15 protein-coding genes are annotated in these 19,205 nt (G+C 60.2%); 9 read left to right on the top strand and 6 right to left on the bottom strand.

Annotation, left to right across the window (positions count from 1 at the left end; genetic code table 11):
- Nucleotides 1-168 precede the first annotated feature (168 nt).
- The 7 genes from CSQ93_RS28920 (at nucleotide 169) to CSQ93_RS17790 (ending at nucleotide 7,314) form a co-directional block, all read left to right on the top strand.
- Nucleotides 169-462 (top strand): hypothetical protein, encoded by a 294-nt coding sequence (locus CSQ93_RS28920; RefSeq protein WP_158301276.1) that lies wholly within the window; start codon nucleotides 169-171, stop codon nucleotides 460-462.
- 174 nt (nucleotides 463-636) lie between these two features.
- Nucleotides 637-1,041, top strand: a complete 405-nt coding sequence (locus CSQ93_RS17815; RefSeq protein WP_099379188.1) for a MerR family transcriptional regulator — start codon at nucleotides 637-639, stop codon at nucleotides 1,039-1,041.
- Between the two features lie 124 nt (nucleotides 1,042-1,165).
- Nucleotides 1,166-2,350, top strand: coding sequence for an isovaleryl-CoA dehydrogenase (locus CSQ93_RS17810; protein ID WP_070260712.1), 1,185 nt, complete (start codon nucleotides 1,166-1,168; stop codon nucleotides 2,348-2,350).
- 53 nt (nucleotides 2,351-2,403) lie between these two features.
- On the top strand, nucleotides 2,404-4,203 hold the full coding sequence (gene aceK / locus CSQ93_RS17805; protein WP_099379187.1) for a bifunctional isocitrate dehydrogenase kinase/phosphatase: 1,800 nt from the start codon (nucleotides 2,404-2,406) through the stop codon (nucleotides 4,201-4,203).
- Nucleotides 4,200-5,396 carry an acetyl-CoA C-acyltransferase gene (locus CSQ93_RS17800; RefSeq protein WP_099379186.1) on the top strand — a complete coding sequence of 399 codons (1,197 nt, stop codon included), beginning with the start codon at nucleotides 4,200-4,202 and terminating at the stop codon, nucleotides 5,394-5,396. Before aceK ends, CSQ93_RS17800 begins: the two co-directional genes overlap by 4 nt.
- 83 nt (nucleotides 5,397-5,479) lie before the next feature.
- Nucleotides 5,480-6,148: an SDR family oxidoreductase gene (locus CSQ93_RS17795; RefSeq protein ID WP_099379185.1), complete on the top strand. Its 669-nt coding sequence runs from the start codon at nucleotides 5,480-5,482 to the stop codon at nucleotides 6,146-6,148.
- Nucleotides 6,149-6,186: 38 nt separating this feature from the next.
- Entirely contained in the window at nucleotides 6,187-7,314 is a 1,128-nt protein-coding gene (locus tag CSQ93_RS17790) for an acyl-CoA dehydrogenase family protein (protein ID WP_099379184.1), read from the top strand.
- 398 nt (nucleotides 7,315-7,712) lie between these two features.
- On the opposite strand, the gene CSQ93_RS17785 is transcribed toward CSQ93_RS17790, so the two are convergent.
- The 4 genes from CSQ93_RS17785 to CSQ93_RS17770 form a co-directional block, all read right to left on the bottom strand.
- A complete protein-coding gene (locus CSQ93_RS17785) occupies nucleotides 7,713-8,606 on the bottom strand; it encodes a YihY/virulence factor BrkB family protein (RefSeq protein ID WP_099379183.1) in 894 nt (297 codons plus the stop codon).
- 85 nt (nucleotides 8,607-8,691) lie between these two features.
- Entirely contained in the window at nucleotides 8,692-9,771 is a 1,080-nt protein-coding gene (locus CSQ93_RS17780; RefSeq protein WP_099379182.1) for a S66 peptidase family protein, read from the bottom strand.
- Between the two features lie 89 nt (nucleotides 9,772-9,860).
- Nucleotides 9,861-12,614, bottom strand: a complete 2,754-nt coding sequence (locus tag CSQ93_RS17775; protein WP_233516231.1) for a TonB-dependent receptor — start codon at nucleotides 12,612-12,614, stop codon at nucleotides 9,861-9,863.
- Between the two features lie 220 nt (nucleotides 12,615-12,834).
- Nucleotides 12,835-14,637 carry an ABC transporter substrate-binding protein gene (locus tag CSQ93_RS17770; protein ID WP_099379288.1) on the bottom strand — a complete coding sequence of 601 codons (1,803 nt, stop codon included), beginning with the start codon at nucleotides 14,635-14,637 and terminating at the stop codon, nucleotides 12,835-12,837.
- Between the two features lie 217 nt (nucleotides 14,638-14,854).
- On the opposite strand from CSQ93_RS17770, the gene CSQ93_RS17765 reads away from it, so the two are divergent.
- Together CSQ93_RS17765 and dacB are read left to right on the top strand one after the other, a co-directional pair.
- Nucleotides 14,855-16,093 (top strand): nucleoside recognition domain-containing protein, encoded by a 1,239-nt coding sequence (locus CSQ93_RS17765; protein WP_035823177.1) that lies wholly within the window; start codon nucleotides 14,855-14,857, stop codon nucleotides 16,091-16,093.
- Between the two features lie 8 nt (nucleotides 16,094-16,101).
- Complete coding sequence (gene dacB / locus CSQ93_RS17760; RefSeq protein ID WP_099379181.1) at nucleotides 16,102-17,604, top strand: D-alanyl-D-alanine carboxypeptidase/D-alanyl-D-alanine endopeptidase; 1,503 nt, start codon at nucleotides 16,102-16,104, stop codon at nucleotides 17,602-17,604.
- A gap of 15 nt (nucleotides 17,605-17,619) precedes the next feature.
- Here the strand turns inward: dacB and CSQ93_RS17755 are convergent, their stop codons facing one another.
- Nucleotides 17,620-18,471, bottom strand: a complete 852-nt coding sequence (locus CSQ93_RS17755) for a CPBP family intramembrane glutamic endopeptidase (RefSeq protein WP_233516229.1) — start codon at nucleotides 18,469-18,471, stop codon at nucleotides 17,620-17,622.
- 18 nt (nucleotides 18,472-18,489) lie between these two features.
- A complete protein-coding gene (locus tag CSQ93_RS17750) occupies nucleotides 18,490-18,963 on the bottom strand; it encodes a MarR family winged helix-turn-helix transcriptional regulator (protein WP_099379180.1) in 474 nt (157 codons plus the stop codon).
- Nucleotides 18,964-19,205: the final 242 nt, after the last annotated feature.

Raw genomic sequence — 19,205 nt, 5'->3', positions numbered from 1 at the left:
ATCAATTAACAATTAACACTCCGGCCGAGCTTTTCAAGTCAAAAAGTGGGCCGAATTTTCTCTTGCGATTCTGCGTGGCTTCGGGTCAAATTCGCGGCTAGCCTTGATTTTCGCACTGCAGCACGATTCAAAGCCTCGGTTTGGCATTACAACGTACGGTATCGGATAATGCCCTCCTCTACCGATGCGCGCAATGCCCATGTCATACAATTTCTTATAGACAAAGTTTTCAGAAGGGCCATTTTGTTTCCAACATGGAAACGATACAAACAGCGTGCTCATAGTGAAACGTTGTTTTTTGATCGTGCCGGCTGGAAAGAATCTGCGCCTGAAAATTTTACTGCCATCGCAGCGAAAAGAATGTCGCTGTTATGCCAGGAAAGCTCTTTTTGGTGTCATCTTGGCCACCAACTCTCGATCTTAAGCGCGTTTGCGCAAGAAGAATCAATTTATTTTCAGTAACTGTTGCCTTATTCGCCAAATTTCCCTGTCCAGCCCCTCTTTTTTCTTTGTTGCAGCACGGGCAGGGCACGCTACAATAGTATTGACGTTGACGTAAACGGCACTTTGCCATCCATTGCCTCGCAGCACCCATCCAGTGACCGACCACCCATGCAACCGATACCGCCCGCACCCATGACGACCTATACCATTACCGAACTGGCGCGGGAATTCGACATCACGGCGCGCGCCATCCGCTTCTATGAAGACCAGGGCTTGCTCAGTCCGAAACGCGAAGGTGCCGGCGGGCGCAGCCGCGTCTACACGCCGCGCGACCGCACCCGCCTGAAGCTGACCCTGCGCGGCAAGCGCCTGGGCCTGGCGCTGTCGGAAATCAAGAGCCTGGTCGACATGTACGAATCGCCGAAGGACACGCGCGCGCAGATGGACCGCTTCCTGGGCGTGCTGGCGCAGCACCGGCAGACCTTGGAACAGCAGCGCATCGATATCGAAATGGCGCTGGCGGAAATCAGCGCGCATGAAGACGCTTGCGCGCGCATGCTGGCGGACTCGAACCTTGATAAGGCGCAAACAAACTAAAGGCGCGAGCAGCAGACCGCTGCCGCGCATCGGTTGACGTTTACGTAAACGTCACAACTGAGTATCATAGCTTCACTGACCCGGCATCCATGACCGCCACACTTATAACGACGACGAGGACGACATGCTCCATCTCCCAGGCTTGACCTTTGACCACGGCGACGACATCGCCTCCCTGCGCGAAGCGATCCAACAATTCGCCGCCGCCGAAATCGCGCCGCGCGCGGCCGAAATCGACCGCACGGACCAGTTCCCCATGGACCTGTGGCGCAAAATGGGCGACATGGGCTTGCTCGGCATCACCGTCAGCGAAGAGTACGGCGGCGCCGGCATGGGTTACCTGGCGCACATCATCGCCATGGAAGAGATCTCGCGCGCCTCGGCTTCCGTCGGCCTGTCCTACGGCGCCCACTCGAACCTGTGCGTGAACCAGATCAAGCGCAACGGCACGGCCGAGCAAAAAGCCAAGTACTTGCCGAAACTGATCACGGGCGAGCACATCGGCGCCCTGGCCATGTCGGAGCCGAACGCGGGCTCGGACGTCGTCAGCATGAAGCTGCGCGCCGACTTCAAGGGCGACCGCTGGGTCTTGAACGGCACCAAGATGTGGATCACCAACGGCCCCGACGCGGACGTGCTGGTGGTGTACGCGAAAAACGACCTGGAAGCGGGTCCGCGCGGCATGACGGCGTTCCTGATCGAAAAGAATTTCAAGGGCTTTTCCATCGCGCAAAAGCTCGACAAGCTGGGCATGCGCGGTTCGCACACGGGCGAACTGGTGTTCCAGGATTGCGAAGTGCCGGCCGAAAACGTGCTGGGCGGCCTGGGCAAGGGCGTCAACGTGCTGATGTCGGGCCTCGATTTCGAGCGCACCGTGCTGTCCGGCGGCCCGCTGGGCATCATGCAGGCCTGCATGGACCTGGTCGTGCCTTACGTGCATGACCGCAAGCAATTCGGCCAGCCCATCGGCGAATTCCAATTGATGCAAGGTAAGCTGGCCGATATGTATTCGACCATGATGGCGTGCAAGGCCTATGTCTACGCCGTGGGTCAGGCCTGCGACCGCGCCACCACGCCGGAAGCCGTGCGCCAGTTGCGCAAGGATGCGGCCGGCGCCATTCTGTATAGTGCAGAGAAAGCGACCTGGATGGCGGGCGAAGCGATCCAGGCCCTGGGCGGCAACGGCTACATCAACGAGTATCCGGCCGGCCGTCTGTGGCGCGATGCCAAGCTGTATGAAATCGGCGCCGGGACCAGCGAAATCCGCCGCATGCTGATAGGCCGCGAACTGTTTGCGGAAACCAAGTAAGCACGGGCGCGCGACGATCGACTGGGTGATGAGCCATTCATGCGAGCACAACTATGACTCACATTGCCTTCCCCAAATTGCTCTCTTCCCAGATTGCATTCGATATCGCGCGCACCATCCGCGACGGCTTCGACAAGCATTACCGTTTGTTCCGCGAAACCAGCCGGCAAGCCAAGCAGTATTTCGAGCAAGGCGCCTGGGCCGCGGCGCAGACGGCGGCCCGCGAACGCATCGACTTTTATGACAAGCGCGTGCAGGAATGCGTGCAGATGCTCGAAGATGAGTACGAAGAGTCGGAGTTGAGCGATGAAGTGTGGCGCGAACTGAAGTTGCATTACATCGGCATGCTGACGGAGCACAAGCAGCCGGAACTGGCGGAAACCTTCTTCAATTCCGTCTGCTGCAACATCCTGCACCGCACATATTTCAATAACGACTATATTTTCGTGCGTCCCGTCGTTTCCACGGAATACATCGAAACGCAAGATCCGGCCCCCACCTACCGCGTGTATTACCCGGGCAAAGATGGCTTGCGCCACACCTTGACGCGCATGGTGAGCAACTTCCAGCTGAACTGCGCCTTTGCCAACCTCGAGCGTGACGTGGCCCAAGTGGAAGCGCGGCTGCAACAGCTGTTCGGCGGCGACCGGCTCGAACCGAACCACCAGATCCAGGTCCTGACCAGCTTGTTTTACCGCAACAAGGGCGCCTATCTGGTCGGCAAGGGCATCAACGGCAACCGCGAATACCCGTTTGTCGTGCCGATCCTGCACAACCGTCACGGCAAGCTTGTGCTCGACACGGTGCTGTTCGAGCAGCAGCAGATCGCCGTGCTGTTTTCATTTACGCGCGCGTATTTCCTGGTCGATATGGAAGTGCCGTCGGCCTATGTACAATTCCTGCGCAGTTTGCTGCCGCGCAAACCGCGCAGCGAAATCTATACGATATTGGGCTTGCAGAAACAGGGCAAGACCTTGTTTTACCGCGACTACCTGCAGCACCTGAAACATTCGTCGGACCACTTTGAAAGCGCGCCCGGCATCCGTGGCCTGGTGATGCTGGTGTTTGCCCTGCCCTCGTTTCCGTATGTCTTCAAGGTCATCAAGGATTTCTTTCCGCCCCCCAAGGAAACCACGCGCGCGCAAGTCCAGCAAAAGTATTTGCTGGTGAAACACCACGACCGGGTGGGGCGCATGGCCGACACGCTCGAGTATTCCAACGTGGCCTTTCCCCGCGCCCGTTTTGCCGAAGAACTGCTGGCCGAGTTGAAACAGTTCGCCCCTTCGCTGATCGAAGAAGACCACGAGCAGATCATCATCCGCCACCTGTACATCGAGCGGCGTATGGTGCCGCTGAACATGTGGCTGAGCAATGCCGAGAAGGAAGGCCGCGATGACCTGGTCGAACACGCCATCGTCGAGTACGGCAACGCCATCAAGGAATTGATGGCGGCGAATATTTTTCCCGGCGACATGCTGTATAAAAACTTTGGCGTGACCCGTCATCAGCGTGTCGTTTTTTACGATTACGATGAAATCGAGTACATCACCGATTGCCAGTTCCGCGTCATCCCGCAAGCCCGCACAGAGGAAGAAGAAATGTCGGCCGAACCGTGGTATCCCATCGGCAAGCACGATGTGTTTCCCGAACAATTCGGCACCTTCCTACTGGGCAATCCCCGCATCCGCCGCTATTTCATGCAGCACCATGCCGACCTGCTGACGGCGCAATATTGGCAGGCGCGCAAGCAGCGCATCGAAGACGGCCATATCGAGGACGTCTTCCCTTATCCGCAGCACCTGCGTTTTTGTATGCAGTCACCATCCCCACCTTTAACCGGAGATCCAACATGAATGATCCAGTCGTAATCGTCGGTGCCGCGCGCACCCCCATGGGCGCCTTCCAGGGCGACTTTGCCAACGTCACCGCCAGCGACCTGGGCGCCGTGGCCATCCGCGCCGCCGTCGAACGGGCCGGCGTGGCGCCGGATGCCGTGGAACACGTGTTTTTCGGCAATTGCCTGATGGCTGGCCAGGGCCAGGCGCCCGCGCGCCAGGCCTTGCGCAAGGCGGGCTTGCCCGATTCCACGGGCGCCGTGACCCTGTCGAAAATGTGCGGCTCGGCCATGCAGACGACCATGTTCGCGCATGACACCTTGCTCGCCGGCAGCGCCGACGTGGTGGTGGCGGGCGGCATGGAATCGATGACCAACGCCCCCTATCTGGTGCCGAAGGCCCGCGGCGGCTACCGCATCGGCCACGGCATGATCTATGACCACATGATGATGGATGGTCTGGAAGACGCCTACAGCCGCGATGAAAAGGGTAACGCACGCTCGATGGGCACGTTTGCCGAAGAGTGCGCCAGCCAGTACCAGTTCACGCGCGAAGCGCAGGATGCGTTTGCCATCGAATCCGTGAAACGCGCGCAAGCGGCCACCAAGGATGGCAGTTTCGAATGGGAAATCGTGCCCGTGACCGTTTCCGGCCGCGGCGGCGACACCATCGTCAGCATCGATGAAGGCCCGCAAAAGGCCCGCCTGGAAAAAATCCCGACCTTGAAAGCGGCGTTCAAGAAGGACGGCACCATCACGGCCGCCTCGTCGTCGTCGATCAACGATGGCGCGGCCGCCCTGGTGCTGATGCGCGAATCGACGGCGAAAAAACTCGGTTGCACCGTCATCGCGAAAATCCACGGCCACGCCACGCACGCGCAGGCGCCGAACGAATTCACCACGGCCCCCATCGGCGCGGTGAAAAAGCTGTACGCCAAGACGGGCTGGAGCAGCAGCAATGTCGACTTGTTCGAGATCAATGAAGCGTTCGCGGCCGTGCCGATGGCCGCCATGCACGATCTCGACATTCCGCACAGCAAGATCAACATCCACGGCGGCGCGTGCGCGCTGGGCCACCCGATCGGCGCCTCGGGCGCGCGCATCATCGTCACCCTGCTGGGCGCCTTGAAAAAAACCGGCGGCAAGCGCGGCGTGGCGGCCCTGTGCATCGGCGGCGGCGAAGCGACGGCGATGGCGATCGAACTGGTATAAGCTGCGCTGTTGACGACAGGCGCGCGCGGCGTGGTCACGTTCGCTGCGCGCCTTTTCATTGATTTCACCCAGGGAGAAAAGACATGCCTACCGCATTGATCATCGGCGCCTCGCGCGGCATCGGCCACGAAATCGTCCGTCAATACCGCCACGATGGCTGGCGGGTGATCGCCACGGCGCGCACGCAAGACGCTTGCGACGCCCTCGCGCAACTGGGCGCGGAAGCGCACCAGCTCGACGTGACGGATGTGGAAGGCTGTGCCGGCCTGGGCTGGAAGCTCGACGATGAAAAACTCGACGTGGCCATTCTCAACGCGGGCGTGTACGGCCCCCGTCACGACGGTACCCCCACGCAAGAAGATTTCGATGCCGTCATGCACACGAACGTGCTGGCGGCCATGCGGCTGCTGCCGCTCTTGGCGCCGCTGGTGGCGAATGCCAAAGGCAAACTGGCCGTGCTGTCCTCGCACATGGGTTCCCTGAGCGAGCGGGGCAACCCCAGCGGTTCGCTGTATCGCGCCAGCAAGGCAGCCTTGAATTCCGTGCTGATCGATACTAGCCTCGTGCATGGCCCGCAAGGCGTCAGCTGCGTCGCCTTCCATCCGGGCTGGGTGCGCACGGACATGGGCGGCGCCGACGCCGATATTTCACCCGAGCAAAGCGCTGCCGGCATCCGCGCCACCCTGGCCAGCCTGCCGGCCACGGACAAGGCCGTGTTCCGCAACTATGATGGCAAGCCCATCGCCTGGTAATTCCCGCATCCACTATAAAAAATACGAGACGACGTCCCATGATACTCAATGAAGAACAATCAATGATCCAGGAAGCGCTGCGCAGTTTTTCGCGCGAGCGCCTGGCGCCCAACGCGGCCCGCTGGGACAAGGAACATCATTTCCCGAAAGAAGAATTGCAGGAACTGGCCGCGCTGGGCGCCTTTGGCGTGGCCGTGCCGGAAGCGCTCGGTGGCGCCGGCCTCGATTACGTGTCGCTGGCCCTGGTGCTGGAAGAAATTGCCGCCGGTGACGGCGGCACGTCGACCATCATTTCCGTGAATAATTGCCCCGTGTGCAGCATCGCCATGATGTATGCCAACGACGCGCAAAAGGAACAATGGCTGCGCCCGCTGGCGCAAGGCACGATGCTTGGCGCGTTTTGCCTGACGGAACCGCACACGGGCAGCGACGCCTCGGCCCTGCGCACGACGGCCACGCTCGACGGCAATGAATACGTACTCAATGGCACCAAGCAGTTCATTACCAGCGGCAAGTATGCGGACGTGGCCATCGTCATGGCCGTCACCGACAAGGCGGCCGGCAAGCGCGGCATCAGCGCCTTCTGGGTGCCGACGAACACGCCAGGCTACATTGTGGCGGGACTGGAACAGAAGATGGGTCAGCATTCGTCGGACACGGCGCAAATCCTGTTCGACAATTGCCGCATCCCGGCGGCAAATCTGATTGGCGAAGAAGGGCAAGGCTACAAGATCGCCCTGTCCGGCCTGGAAGGCGGACGCATCGGCATCGCGTCGCAAGCCGTGGGCATGGCGCGCGCCGCGTATGAAGCGGCCCTGAGTTATGCGCGCGAGCGCGAAAGCTTCGGCAAACCCATCTATGAACACCAGGCCGTGCAATTCCGCCTGGCCGACATGGCCACGCAGATCGAAGCAGCGCGCCAGCTGATCCGCCACGCAGCATCGATGAAGGATGCGGGCTTGCCGTGCTTGAAGGAAGCGGCCATGGCCAAGCTGTTTGCGTCGGAAATGGCGGAAAAAGTGTGCTCGGACGCCATCCAGGTGCACGGCGGCTACGGTTATGTGTCCGATTTCCCCGTCGAACGCATCTACCGCGACGTGCGCGTGTGCCAGATTTACGAGGGGACCAGCGATATTCAGAAGATTTTGATTGCGCGGGCCCTATAAACCCCAGGGCAGATGCTGGGGTCGTACCCTGCAGGGTACGACCCCGGGGTTACGCCGTTGGGTTTTCAATAGACGAAAAAAAGCCCGCTAAAACGCGGGCTTGTTCCAATGTATTACCAATGCTTTAATCGTGTCATGGACGCCAGTGCTATCTGCAAAGTGCCTCCTGATTTTCGGACTCCCATGCTATCTGCATGGTGACTCCAAGTGTAAATCGACCATCGTATCCGGAATTACAAAATCCATTTCTTCGCACTGTCACGCCATCGACATTACACCTGTCGGTCGCCGCGCTGAAACTGGATGGTGAGATGATTTGCTGCCAAATCTCAATCACTGAACGCAGTATAGCACAGCTTTTTGTGCAGTGCAATAATGAATTGAAGCCATACCTTAAATCAAGTCCTTAGCGCCAGCGGCTTGTCCTCTTGCCCGCCACGCGCCACCCTTTCGTACTCGGAAATCACTTGCGCGCCCAGCAGCAGCAAAGTGGCGCCGATTTCCAGGCTGAACATGACGACGATGGCTGTCGTCATCGAACCATACACGACATTGACCTGCGACAAGGTGGAGAAATACCAGACCAGCACGTGACGGGCGATTTCCCACAGCAAGGCCGCCGTCACGCCGCCGATCAGCGCATGCGTAATCGATAATCGTCCCACCGGCATGACCAGGTAAATCGAACTGAGCACGAGGATTTCGCCCGCCAGCCCCAGCAGATACAGCAACACGCCGGACACGCCTTCCAGGCCCCAGTCGTGGCGCAGGAAGCGCACGCTTTCCTCGCCCATCACTTGCAGGCTGCCCGCCACCAGGGTGATCAGCAAGATGCCCACGCCCAGGCACAGGATGTAGCAATACGGCAGCACGGCGGAAATGAGGAAATGGCGGCGGCGGATGGCCACGCGGTGAATAAAGATCACGCTCATGGCGTTTTCCAGCACGGTAAACGCCAACGAGCTGAAAAACAGCATGGTCAACAGCAACAGCCAGCCGATCACGCCCCGGTTGTTGAGGAAATGCGCGACCTCGGCCACGATGGCCTTCGATTGCCCCGGCACCAGCCATTCCAGGTAATGACCTATGGTTTGCAGCAATTCATCCTGCGCGATCACGTGCGACAGGGCCACCACCACCAGCATCAGCAGGGGCACGATGGACAGCAGCGAGTAATACGCGACGGCGCCCGCCAGCAGCAAGCCCTGGTTGGCGCGAAAAGCCTTCAGCACCTGCAGCACGAAGGCCAGCGGGTGGCTGAGGATGTAGGTACTGGCGTGGCGGTTGATCATGTCGGGTGCGGTGAAGAAGGCGGCGCGGCATCGTGCCACGCCTTATCACACTAGCATACTGACAATCACCCTGCTGCACCGTGCGCTAGCAGACGGCCGGCTCCAACAAGGTCAAGGTTTGCCGGTCCGCATCCAGAGTGGCAAGGATGCCCATCGGTATCGTGAACTGGTGGCGGATGTGGCCAAACGAATAGCCGCTGACGGCCGGCACCGTCAATGGCTGCAGATGCTGGTCCAGGGTGTCATTCAGGGTCAGCGCCGTGTCGCCCTCGGCCGCCTCGCAATGCTCGAAAATGCCCAGCATCAGCGCCGCCGCCTTGGAAAACCCCACGGACAGGTCGAGCTGACACAGCATGCGGTCGATGCGGTAAGGCACTTCATTGATTTCTTCGAGGAAAAGAATATGCTCGCGGAAATCGGCCGCATACGGCGTGCCGGCCAGCGCGCTGACCATGCACAGATTGCCGCCCGTCAAGCGCCCCGTCGCCTGGCCGCCGTGCACGGTGCGGATGGCAAAGTTCGGCTGCGTCTGCGCGCGGCGGTGGTTGTCTTGCGCCATCGGGATCGTGTACTGCTCTTGCGGCGTCATCAGCACGTTTTGCAGCTGCGTCACCGTGTAGTCGGAAAATGTGGACGAGGCCACGGGGCCGTGAAAGGTCACCAGGCCCGTCTGGCGGCCGATGGCCAGGTGCAGGGCCGTAATGTCGGAATAGCCGATCAGCACTTTCGGGTTGCGCTGGATCAAGGCGTAATCGAGCAGCGCCAGCAGCGAAATGCAGCCGGAGCCACCGCGGATGACCCAGATGGCCTTGACTTCCGGGTCGCGGAACGCGGCGTGCAGGTCGTCCAGGCGCTGCTGCACCGTGCCCGCATAGTTGCCGTGCACGGCGCGAATATTCGCGCCCAGGCTGGAACGCAGTCCCAGCGATTCGATATTGCGCTGGGCCTTGGCAATGGACTCCTCATCCGTAAAGCCGCCCGGTGCGATGATGGCGACCAGGTCGCCGTCGCGCAGGCGCGCCGGTTTGATCAATGCGTGTGGCTGTTGCATGCGTTTGCCCTTCCCTTGCGTGGCCGCCGCCCACGCCGGTGTGCCTGCCGCCCCGAAGCTGGCGGCCAGCAAGCCGCCGAAGCGGCGCCGGCTGAGATTGGTCTGACTGGACATGCGGCCCTTTCCTGAAATAAAAAACGGCGACGCCAGGCGCCGCCGCACGAGGTTAGCATGCCAGCGGGATCACCGCCGGCATGGCCGCCTTACATGAACTTGTACTTCAGCTGGAACGACAGCGAACGGCCGCGTGGATCGGCCACGCGCGGGTCCCAGCCGGCGCCCACCACTTCATCCACGTTGTGCGCGGTGAAAGGCGGATCGCGGTCGAACAGGTTCTGGATGCCCACGGTAATCGTCGTATTTTTGAAGCCTGTGTACGTGCCCGACAAGTTATACGTGGTGTAGCTGGACACATCCGGCTTGAAGCCCGGCGGCGGCGCGCCCTTGCCGCCATTCGGCACCTGATCCTTGTAGCCGGAAGCAAAACTCTGGATCAGCAAGCCGCTCCAATCGCCGCGCGACACGCCGAAGCTGGCGTTGTGTTTCCAGCGCAGGTACAGATCGCGCGTATAGAATTTGCCGACCAGTTCCTGGTATTCCTGGCCTTGATATTCCGCAAACTTGAAGCTGTCCATATACGTGCCGTCCAGGGTCGCCGTCCATTTCGCGTCCCGGACCTTGCCTTCGCCACGCAAGCCCACGTCGAGGCCACGCACGCGGCTGCCTGCCGCGTTGATCCAGCCCGCCTGCACGTACTCGATGGTACCGTCCGGATTGCGGTGGATGTACTGGTTCAGCGCCTGGTAGTTGGTCAGCACGATTTGCGGCGTGCGGTTCAGGATGCGATCCTTGGTATTGATGGCCCAGTAGTCGAACGAAGCCGAATAGCCCTTGAATGGTTCGATGACAAAACCGACGCTGCCCTGCTTCGACGTTTCCGGCTTCAGGTTGACATTGCCGCCCGTCTTGTAGTCGAGGCGGTCGATGGCGCAGTACTCGGGCACGCCCGGATGCTTGGCGCAGCCTTCCTGATCGATCACGCCGTTCGGCAATTCCTGGCTCAGCGAGCCGGAATACAGTTGCTGGAAGCTTGGCGCGAGGAAACCCTTGCTGGCCGAACCACGGAACAGCAGGAAATCGGTCGGCTGGTAGCGGAAGGCCACTTTCGGATTCGTCGTCGCGCCCACCAGGCTGTAATCGTCACGGCGGATGGCCAGCTGCATTTCCAGGTCCTTCGTGACCGGCACCAGCAATTCGGCATACACGGCCTTGACGGTACGGCTGGCATCTTTCAATGCGGCATTGCCTGGCGCCAGCAGGATCTGGATGGCGTCGACGTCTTGCCCGAAGCTGTAACCTTCGCGGCGCAAATCAAAACCGGCCGCCATGGCCAGCGCACCGGCCGGCAGCTGGAACAGCTCGCCCGAAACGGAACCGTCGATCTGCGTCAGGGTCGTCTTGCCATGCTGGAAGTCGCCCCGGAACTTGGTCGATTCGATCAATTGCTTGGCCGCTTCCGTCTGGCTCTGGCCGGCGCCCACCCATGGATTGATGATGCCGCTGGCCAGTGCCGCGTACAACTTGTCCGTGTAGGAATAGCCATCCGTCAGCTTGGTCTTGGTCGTGCTTTCGGCGCGCGAAATGCCAGCCTTGTAATCCCACTTGCCGAAGTTGCCTTCAAAGCCCACCAGCACGCGGGCATTGTCGGTCGTGTTTTCCTGCGTGCGGTTGCCCACGTCATTGGCGCGCCATTTGTAGGAAATCGGCTTGGTCTTGTCGAATGATGGGATGTAGGCCGACAGATCCTGGTAATACGCGCCGCCGACCGGATACAAATTCTTGTTGGCAACGGTCGCCTGCACCTGCATCGGCGTCAAAATCGCCGTGGCCTTGGTACGCGAACCGAGCACTTCGACAAACATGCGGTGGTCGGGCGCCAGCTGGAAAGTGCCTCGCGACAACAGATTGGCCCGTTCAACGGGGAATTGCAGCACATAGTCAGCGCCATAGTCATAGGCGCAGGAATACTTGGTGCGCAGCGGCGAGGTCACGTCTTTCCACAGCTCCGTCTGGTACTGCGACATGCCAGCGATGCTGTCGCACTTGCCCTGGAAGCTCAGCGGATTGGCTTGCAGGTATTTATTCGCGTCGCCAGGCAGCTGGAACGAGGCGCCCAGCGCCGTGCCGGCACCCGCCATCTGGTTGGCGAACGGCGTGCCCGTGGTATCGGGCGACAAGCCACGGCCCGGCTGGTAGCCGTTGACGAAGGAGCGGTCGCTGCCGTTCAGGCGCTGCGCCTTGTCGACAGTCAGGCTGGCCATAATGTTATAGCGATCGCTTTCCAGCGAGCCCGTGCCGGCCAGCAGCGAAGCGCGGCGCGTGGCGCCGCCGCCTGCCTGCGTATCGTTGGTGGAAACGGACGCTTCCACGCCGCTGTAATTGGTTTTCAGAATGAAATTGATCACGCCGCCGATGGCATCCGTGCCGTAGATGGCCGAGGCGCCATCCTTGAGGATTTCCACGCGCGAAATTGCGCCCAGCGGAATGGAGTTCAGGTCGACCGACTTGCCGCTGGCGCCGTGCGTGGCGATGCGGCGGCCGTTCAACAGCACCAGGGTGCTCGACGGTCCCAGGCCGCGCAGCGAGGCGAACGAAGCGCCGCCGCTGACACGGTCGGCATCGGCGCCAAAGACGTTATTGCCCGAAGTCATGTTATCGGCGCCCGTGCCGTTTGCCGACAGGGTGCGCACCAGTTGCTCGGTCGTCGTGATGCCCTGCTTTTCGATCTGTTCAAACGAAATGACTTGCACCGGCAGCGCGCCTTCCTTGGCGACGCGTTTGATGCTGCTGCCCGTGACTTCGACCCGTTGCATTGCTGGCGCCGCCGCTTCCTGTGCCATCACTGGCCCCACCACCCCCATCAATGCCACCAATTGCGCTAGCTTCTTCAATTTCACGGGTCTCTCCTTTATTTGGGCAATCGAAACTTGAGTTCTCAAGTCAGGCTGTTTTTTTCACGTCGCAACTGTCTGTCTCGCAGTACATTTTTTTATGACATTTGCGCATGACTTTATTTGTTTTCATTTTCAGAGTAGCGCGATGCATCCGGGCCCAGCCAATGAAAAATGCTTTCCTAACCATAACTTTTTGGAATGAATGCCCTTTTCAGCGACATGGTCACTTGCCTGCGGGGCTACCCTTGTGCATATCGACGTCCAGATAGCGCCAGGACGTGAATTCCACGGGGTGGCGCCTGTAGTTTTTTAGCCACGGTTGCTGCAGGTCGGCAGAGATGGGATGCGTCAGCAACACCCACGGCGTGTAAGCGTGGATCAGCTGAAACAGGTCGAAGTACAGACTGCGTCGGCGCGGCGTATCGGATAGCAGGCGCGCCTCCTCATAGCGTTTATTGTAATCGGGCAAGTTGAAGCGGGCATAGTTGGCGCGGCCAACGTTGCCGCCGTACAACAATTGCATAAAGTTATCGCCATCGGGGAAGTCGGCGATCCAGTTGGTCTCGAACATCTGCACCTTGCCCAGGCGCGAGGCCTTGATGATTTCCGTCTTCTTGTCGCTTTTAAATTCCACGCGCACGCCGATGGCATTCAGGTTGCGCCGCCACAATTCGTCACGTAAGCGTCCCACCGTGCTCGGCTCCGTATGCATGGTAAGGATCAAGGGCGTGCCGTCCGGCTGGGTGCGGAAGCCATCGGGCCCTGCCTTGTAGCCGAAGCGCTCCAGCAAGGCGCGCGCCAGCACGGGATCGTAGCCGACGGGGCTGCGATAGCTCTTGTCGTAACCGAGCACATTCGGCGGCAGCGGCGATTGCGCCGGCAAGGCCAGTCCCTTTTTTAATAATGCGATGTCTTCGCGGCTGTTGTAGCTGAGGGCGATGGCGCGCCGCAGGGCCAGCTTGTCCTTGCTCGTGCCGCCCAGCACGGGGTCGTCCATATTCATCCACATGTAATACGTCTGCAGCACGGGAAAGCGCGTCAGTTGCAAGCCCTTGGCGGCCAGCGCCGGCTTCAGCGCGCCATTTTCCAGCACCATGTCCGTCATCGATTCGGGTACTTGCTCCAAGTAATCAAATTCGCCTTTCAAGAATCCCAGCATGCGCGATTGATATTCTTCAACGATGCGCACCTCGATGCGCCCGATCAGGGGCAGACGCTGGCCTTCCAGTGCGGTGGCGATGGCGCGCGCGTCCGGCGGCAAGGCGGCCAGCGCCTTGGTTTCCGTATGGAACACAGTGGGACGGAAAGTCGGATTGGCCTGCAGCACGATCTTGTCGCTGCGCTTCCACTCCTTCACGAGGAACGGCCCCGTGCCCACGGGGTGATTACCGATCTGTCCTGCCGCCGGGTACGCTTCAGCCACTTCGCGCGCCACCACCGCTGTCGCCGGCATGGCCAGGTAAAACAGGAAGTTCGGGTCGACGCCGTTCAGGCGGATGCGCAGGGTGTATTTGTCCAGCGCCTGCAAGCCGGCGATCGGCGTGTCGTAGCTGAATTTTGTTTTCAGGGCCGCATCGCCCACCAGCTTGTCTTCCAGCAAGAACAGCCACGGCGACTTCAGGCTGGGGTCATACAGCCGTGTCAGGCTGTAGACATAATCCTGCGCCGTCACTTCGCGCGGCTGGCCCTTGAAGGCGGGATCGGGCGTAAAAAAGATACCTGGCTGCAAGTGAAAAATATACGTGCGCCCGCCATCTTCCACGGTGGGCAAGCCGCGCGCCGTATTGCCCTGCAACTGCACCGGGCGCGCCAGGTAGTCATAGCGCAGCAGCGGATCGAAGATGTTTTCCATCAAGTTCAGGCTGGCCAGGTCGGACGCCACGGCCGGGTCCAGGCCCGTCTCGCTAGTGCTGAGAAACAAGTGCAAGGTTTTATTCGCGCGGGCATCGGTGGCGGCGTGGGCCGCTACAGTGAACAGCGTCAACAAGGCCAGTCCGGCGGCGCAGGCGGTTTTGCGTAAAAACATCATCAGTGATCCAGTGCAGACAAAGGTAAGGAACAGCGGTAAGCAACAGGCATGCCCCACACTACGCGGGCAAGCGACGGGGCGCCAATGAAAACAGGCTGCCAGCTTATAACTTTTTGGCATGTGATTGCTGCATTCTTTCATCAACTCGTATCGGGCTGCCCCTATACTTTGTTTGCAGACATTTTTCACTCCCGACACACAGAACTGATCGCATATGGCACTTAATTACATCTGGTCCGGCTTTTTCCTCGTTGGCTTCCTGGCCGCAGTGCTGCAGTGGCTGTTTCTCGGCGATACCGATATCTTCAAACGCATCATCGACGGCACCTTCGAGACGGCGCGCATGGGCGTGATGGATATCGCCCTGCCGCTGGCCGGCGTGATGACCTTGTGGCTCGGCATCATGAACATCGGTGAAAAGGCGGGCATCGTCGGCTGGCTGGCGAAAGTCATCGCACCGTTCTTTTCGCGTATCTTCCCGGAAATTCCGAAAGACCATCCCGCGACGGGCCACATGGTGATGAATTTCTCGGCCAACCTGCTGGGCCTGGACAATGCGGCCACGCCGTTCGGTCTCAAAGCCATGGAAAGCCTGCAAACCTTGAATCCGAACAAGGAAGAGGCGACGAATGCGCAAATCATGTTTCTGGTGCTGCACACCTCGGGCCTGACCCTGATTCCACTGGCCATCATGGCGCAGCGCTCCATCCTCGGCGCGGCCGACCCGTCCGACATCTTTATCCCCTGCATGATCGCCACCTATGTGGCCACCGTGGTCGGCATCATTACGGTCTCCATCAAGCAACGCATCAACTTGCTCAACCGTGTCGTGCTGGGCTGGATGGGCGGCATGACGAGCGCCATCGTCGCCATGATCTGGTACTTCACGCAATACCTGACGAAACAGGAAATCGAGCTGGTCTCGAAGGTGGTCAGCAACCTGGTGTTGATCAGCGTCATCGCCATTTTCATCATCGGCGCGCTGCGCAAGAAGGTGAACGTATATGACGCCTTCATCGAGGGGGCGAAAGGCGGCATCCAGACGTCAATTACCGTGATTCCCTACCTGGTCGGCATGCTGGTGGCCATCAGCGTGATCCGCAACGCGGGCGTGTTCAATTTCCTGATGAGCGGCATGAACTGGTTCTTCGCCAACCTGGGCATCAATACGGACTTCGTGCCGGCCCTGCCGACGGCCATGATGAAGCCGCTCAGCGGCTCCGGCTCGAAAGCCATGATGATCGACGCCATGAATACCTACGGCGTCGACTCGTTTGTCGGCCGCCTGGCCTGCGTCTTCCAGGGCTCGGCCGACACCACCTTCTATATCGTGGCCCTGTACTTCGGTTCCGTCGGCATCCGCAAGACACGCTATGCGATCACGGCAGGCCTGATCGCCGATCTGGCCGGCGTGATCACGGCCGTCTTTGTCGCCTACGTCTTTTTCCACTAAGGAGCACCATGTTACGTCCTGTTCTGATGGCTGCGCTGTTGGCGGGTCTTGGCCTGTCGACTGCTCACGCGCAATTGCCCGAATCCGTCAGCCTGCTGCTGCGCAGCGCGAATATCCCCGAAGACGCCATGGGCGCCATCGTCCTGCGCGGCAACACCACCGTGCTGTCGCATGGCGCCGAGCGCAGCATGCAACCGGCCTCCACCATGAAGCTGGTGACGACGGCCGTGGGCCTGGAGCAACTGGGCCCCATCTTCCGCGGCCGCACGGAGTTGCGCACCAGCGCCGACGTCATCAATGGCGTGCTGAAGGGCGACTTGATCCTGCGCGGCGGCGCCGACACGGATTTCAATGCGGACGTGCTGGCGCACATGCTGCAAACCCTGCGCAACCAGGGCATCGTGAAAATCAAGGGCGACCTGATCCTCGACCGCCAGTTGTTCCAGCCGGCCCGGCCCGATATCGGCGCAGCGCCGTTCGATGAATCGGCCGAATTCCGCTACAACGTCATTCCCGATGCCTTATTACTGAACACCAATCTGATCGATATCAACATCAGTGCGACGGAACGGCAATTGAACTTCCAGATGCAGCCGCCGCTCGAGAACGTCAGCATCACGAGCGACATGAAACTGGTCAAGGGCAGTTGCGCCAGATGGGAAGATGGCTGGCGCCCGCCCGAATACCGGCGCGATGCGAGCGGCAAGCTGCAGGTGATCTTGCACGGCACCTTCCCGCAAAATTGCAGCAAGGCCACCAGCATCAATGTGCTTGATCGCAACGATTATGCGGACCGCTTGTTCCGCGCCACCTGGAAACGCCTGGGCGGCACGATCACGGGCACGGTGCGCGAAGCGCCGGCAACTGGCTTGCCGCCGACGGCCGAACCGGTCGGTACGCGCATGCTGGCCGACCATGTGGCGCGCGCCTTGCCGGAAGTCTTGCGCGATATCAACAAGACATCGGATAACACCCTGGCCCGCACCCTGTTCCTGAGCCTGGGCAGCTTGCAAAGCGATGGCTGGCTGGGCAGTCGCCCCGTGGCCATGGCGGCGCCGGAAGACACGGCCACGCGCGCGCGGCTAGTCATCCAGGAATGGTTCCAGCGACACCATATCGACACCCAGGGCATGCTGGTCGACAACGGTTCCGGCTTGTCGCGCACAGGGCGCATTGCGCCAGCGCAAATGGCTGGCGTCTTGCAGGCGATGCAGCAAAGTCCGTGGGCGCCCGAGTTCCAGTCCAGCCTGCCCATCGTGGCGCTCGATGGCACCATGCGCAAGCGCCTGTTGAACAGCCCGGCCGCCGCGCGCGCCCGCATCAAGACGGGAACGTTAAAGAATGTGGTCGCCATCGCCGGCTACGTGCCTGATGCCAACAACCAGCTGTGCGTGGTGGTCGCCATGATCAATAGCGACCTGGTGGGTAATGGCAATGGCCGCGCCGCCGTCGATGCGCTGATCGAGTGGGTGGCCAAAAGTGGCGCAACGGCGGTGGTGGCTGGCCAATAAGGCCGCTGCAGTGGCCTAGCGTGGTGCGCTGGCAAAGGCCAGGCGCAGCACATACGCGGCGACGGCGCTGATCAACAAAACCGTCACCAGCGATGCTTCCACGCCGAAGGCGCCGCCCGTCAGCATGGTATTGCCCAGCAGTTCGCCACGCAGCAGACCATCCGTGGCCGCATGGCCCGACACCGTCGAGGAGAACACTTGGCTGACACAATAATTCCAGCCGACATGCGTGCCGATGCACACCCACAGGCGCCGGGTCTGCATGTACAGGGTGGCCTGCAGCACGCCATACGCGACAAGCGCGATGATCGCCAGCAGCGAAAATCCGGCATTGGGCAAATGGGCCAGGGCGAACACCAGGGATGAAATCACGATGGCGGCCTTGCTGCCCAACGCACGTGCAGTCACGCCAAAGAGTACCCCACGAAACATCATCTCCTCGGCCATGCCGACCAGCACCAGTTCGGCCAGCGGGAACAGCAACAAGACGCTCAGGGCATTGACGCCGCCAAGCTGATACACGCCCAACGCAGCGAGCACAACAAAGGTGAGGACGACCAGGCCTGCGCCGAGCAGCAATCCACATCCCAGTTCAAGCGCCATGCCCGGCATTGCCAATTCATCCGGCTGGCGTTTTTCGATGTGGCGCACATAAAAATGGTAGCCGCACCACACCAGCAGCGCCGCCAGCAATTGCGGCCACAGGATGCGGTAAGGCTTTTCCACCACATGGGAGGCGATGCCCATCACCAACGGTACCGCGGCAAACGTCAGTACCATGCCCAGCACAATCTGCACCAGGGGATAGGCCATCAGGCGAGCCAGGGGGGATTTTTTGCTTGCCATGCTCAGGGTGTTGTCCATCATCGCTTTCCTCGTGGGTTGTCAGGGAGTGGCTGCTACTTTCTTGCTTGCATCGCGGATCCGCTCGCCGAATGAACGCTGTTCCAGAATTGTGATGGCTTGCGCCAGGCATGTGGATAAAGGAAATGCCAGTTCCGCATCCAGGCTGTCGGCAGCACGCTTGGTCGCCTGCCAGCACATCTGCAGATGGGGTAGCAGTGCCTCGCCCTGGCTGCTCAGGCGTACCACACGCTGTCGGCCATCCTCGCCACCGACAGCGACCAGCAGCAAGCCTTCCTTTTTCATCAATGCCACCGTTTGCGTGACGGCTGGCTGCGTGATGCCTGCCAGCTCGGCCAACTGGCCGATGGTCGTGCTTTGCTGTTGCGCCAGCACCCGCATCACGGGCGTGTAGCGCGGCCGGTAATCGAGGCCCGCGTCTGCGTAAGCTTGCTGGACGGCACCGTCCAGCAGTTCAATCAGGTGGCGTAGTTGTGTTCCGAGTCCTTGTTTCATGTAGCGATAGTAACAGTATTTATATAAGCACTTATATAAATAGTGAAGGCTGTTGCATTTTATGCACAATAGACATGGTGGATGCCTGAAACAGGTGGGGAGTGGCAGGAATTGCCAGACGAAAAAAAACCCGACCATTGCTGATCGGGTTTTTCTCTACTGCGAATAACAAGCCTGACGATAACCTACTTTCACACTGGTTGCAGCACTATCATCGGCGCAAAGTTGTTTCACGGTCCTGT

The organism is Janthinobacterium sp. BJB426 (assembly GCF_002735705.1).
Lineage (GTDB): Bacteria > Pseudomonadota > Gammaproteobacteria > Burkholderiales > Burkholderiaceae_D > Janthinobacterium.
The sequence above is the reverse complement of the archived record's forward strand: the minus strand, read 5'-3'. Positions and strand labels throughout refer to the sequence as shown.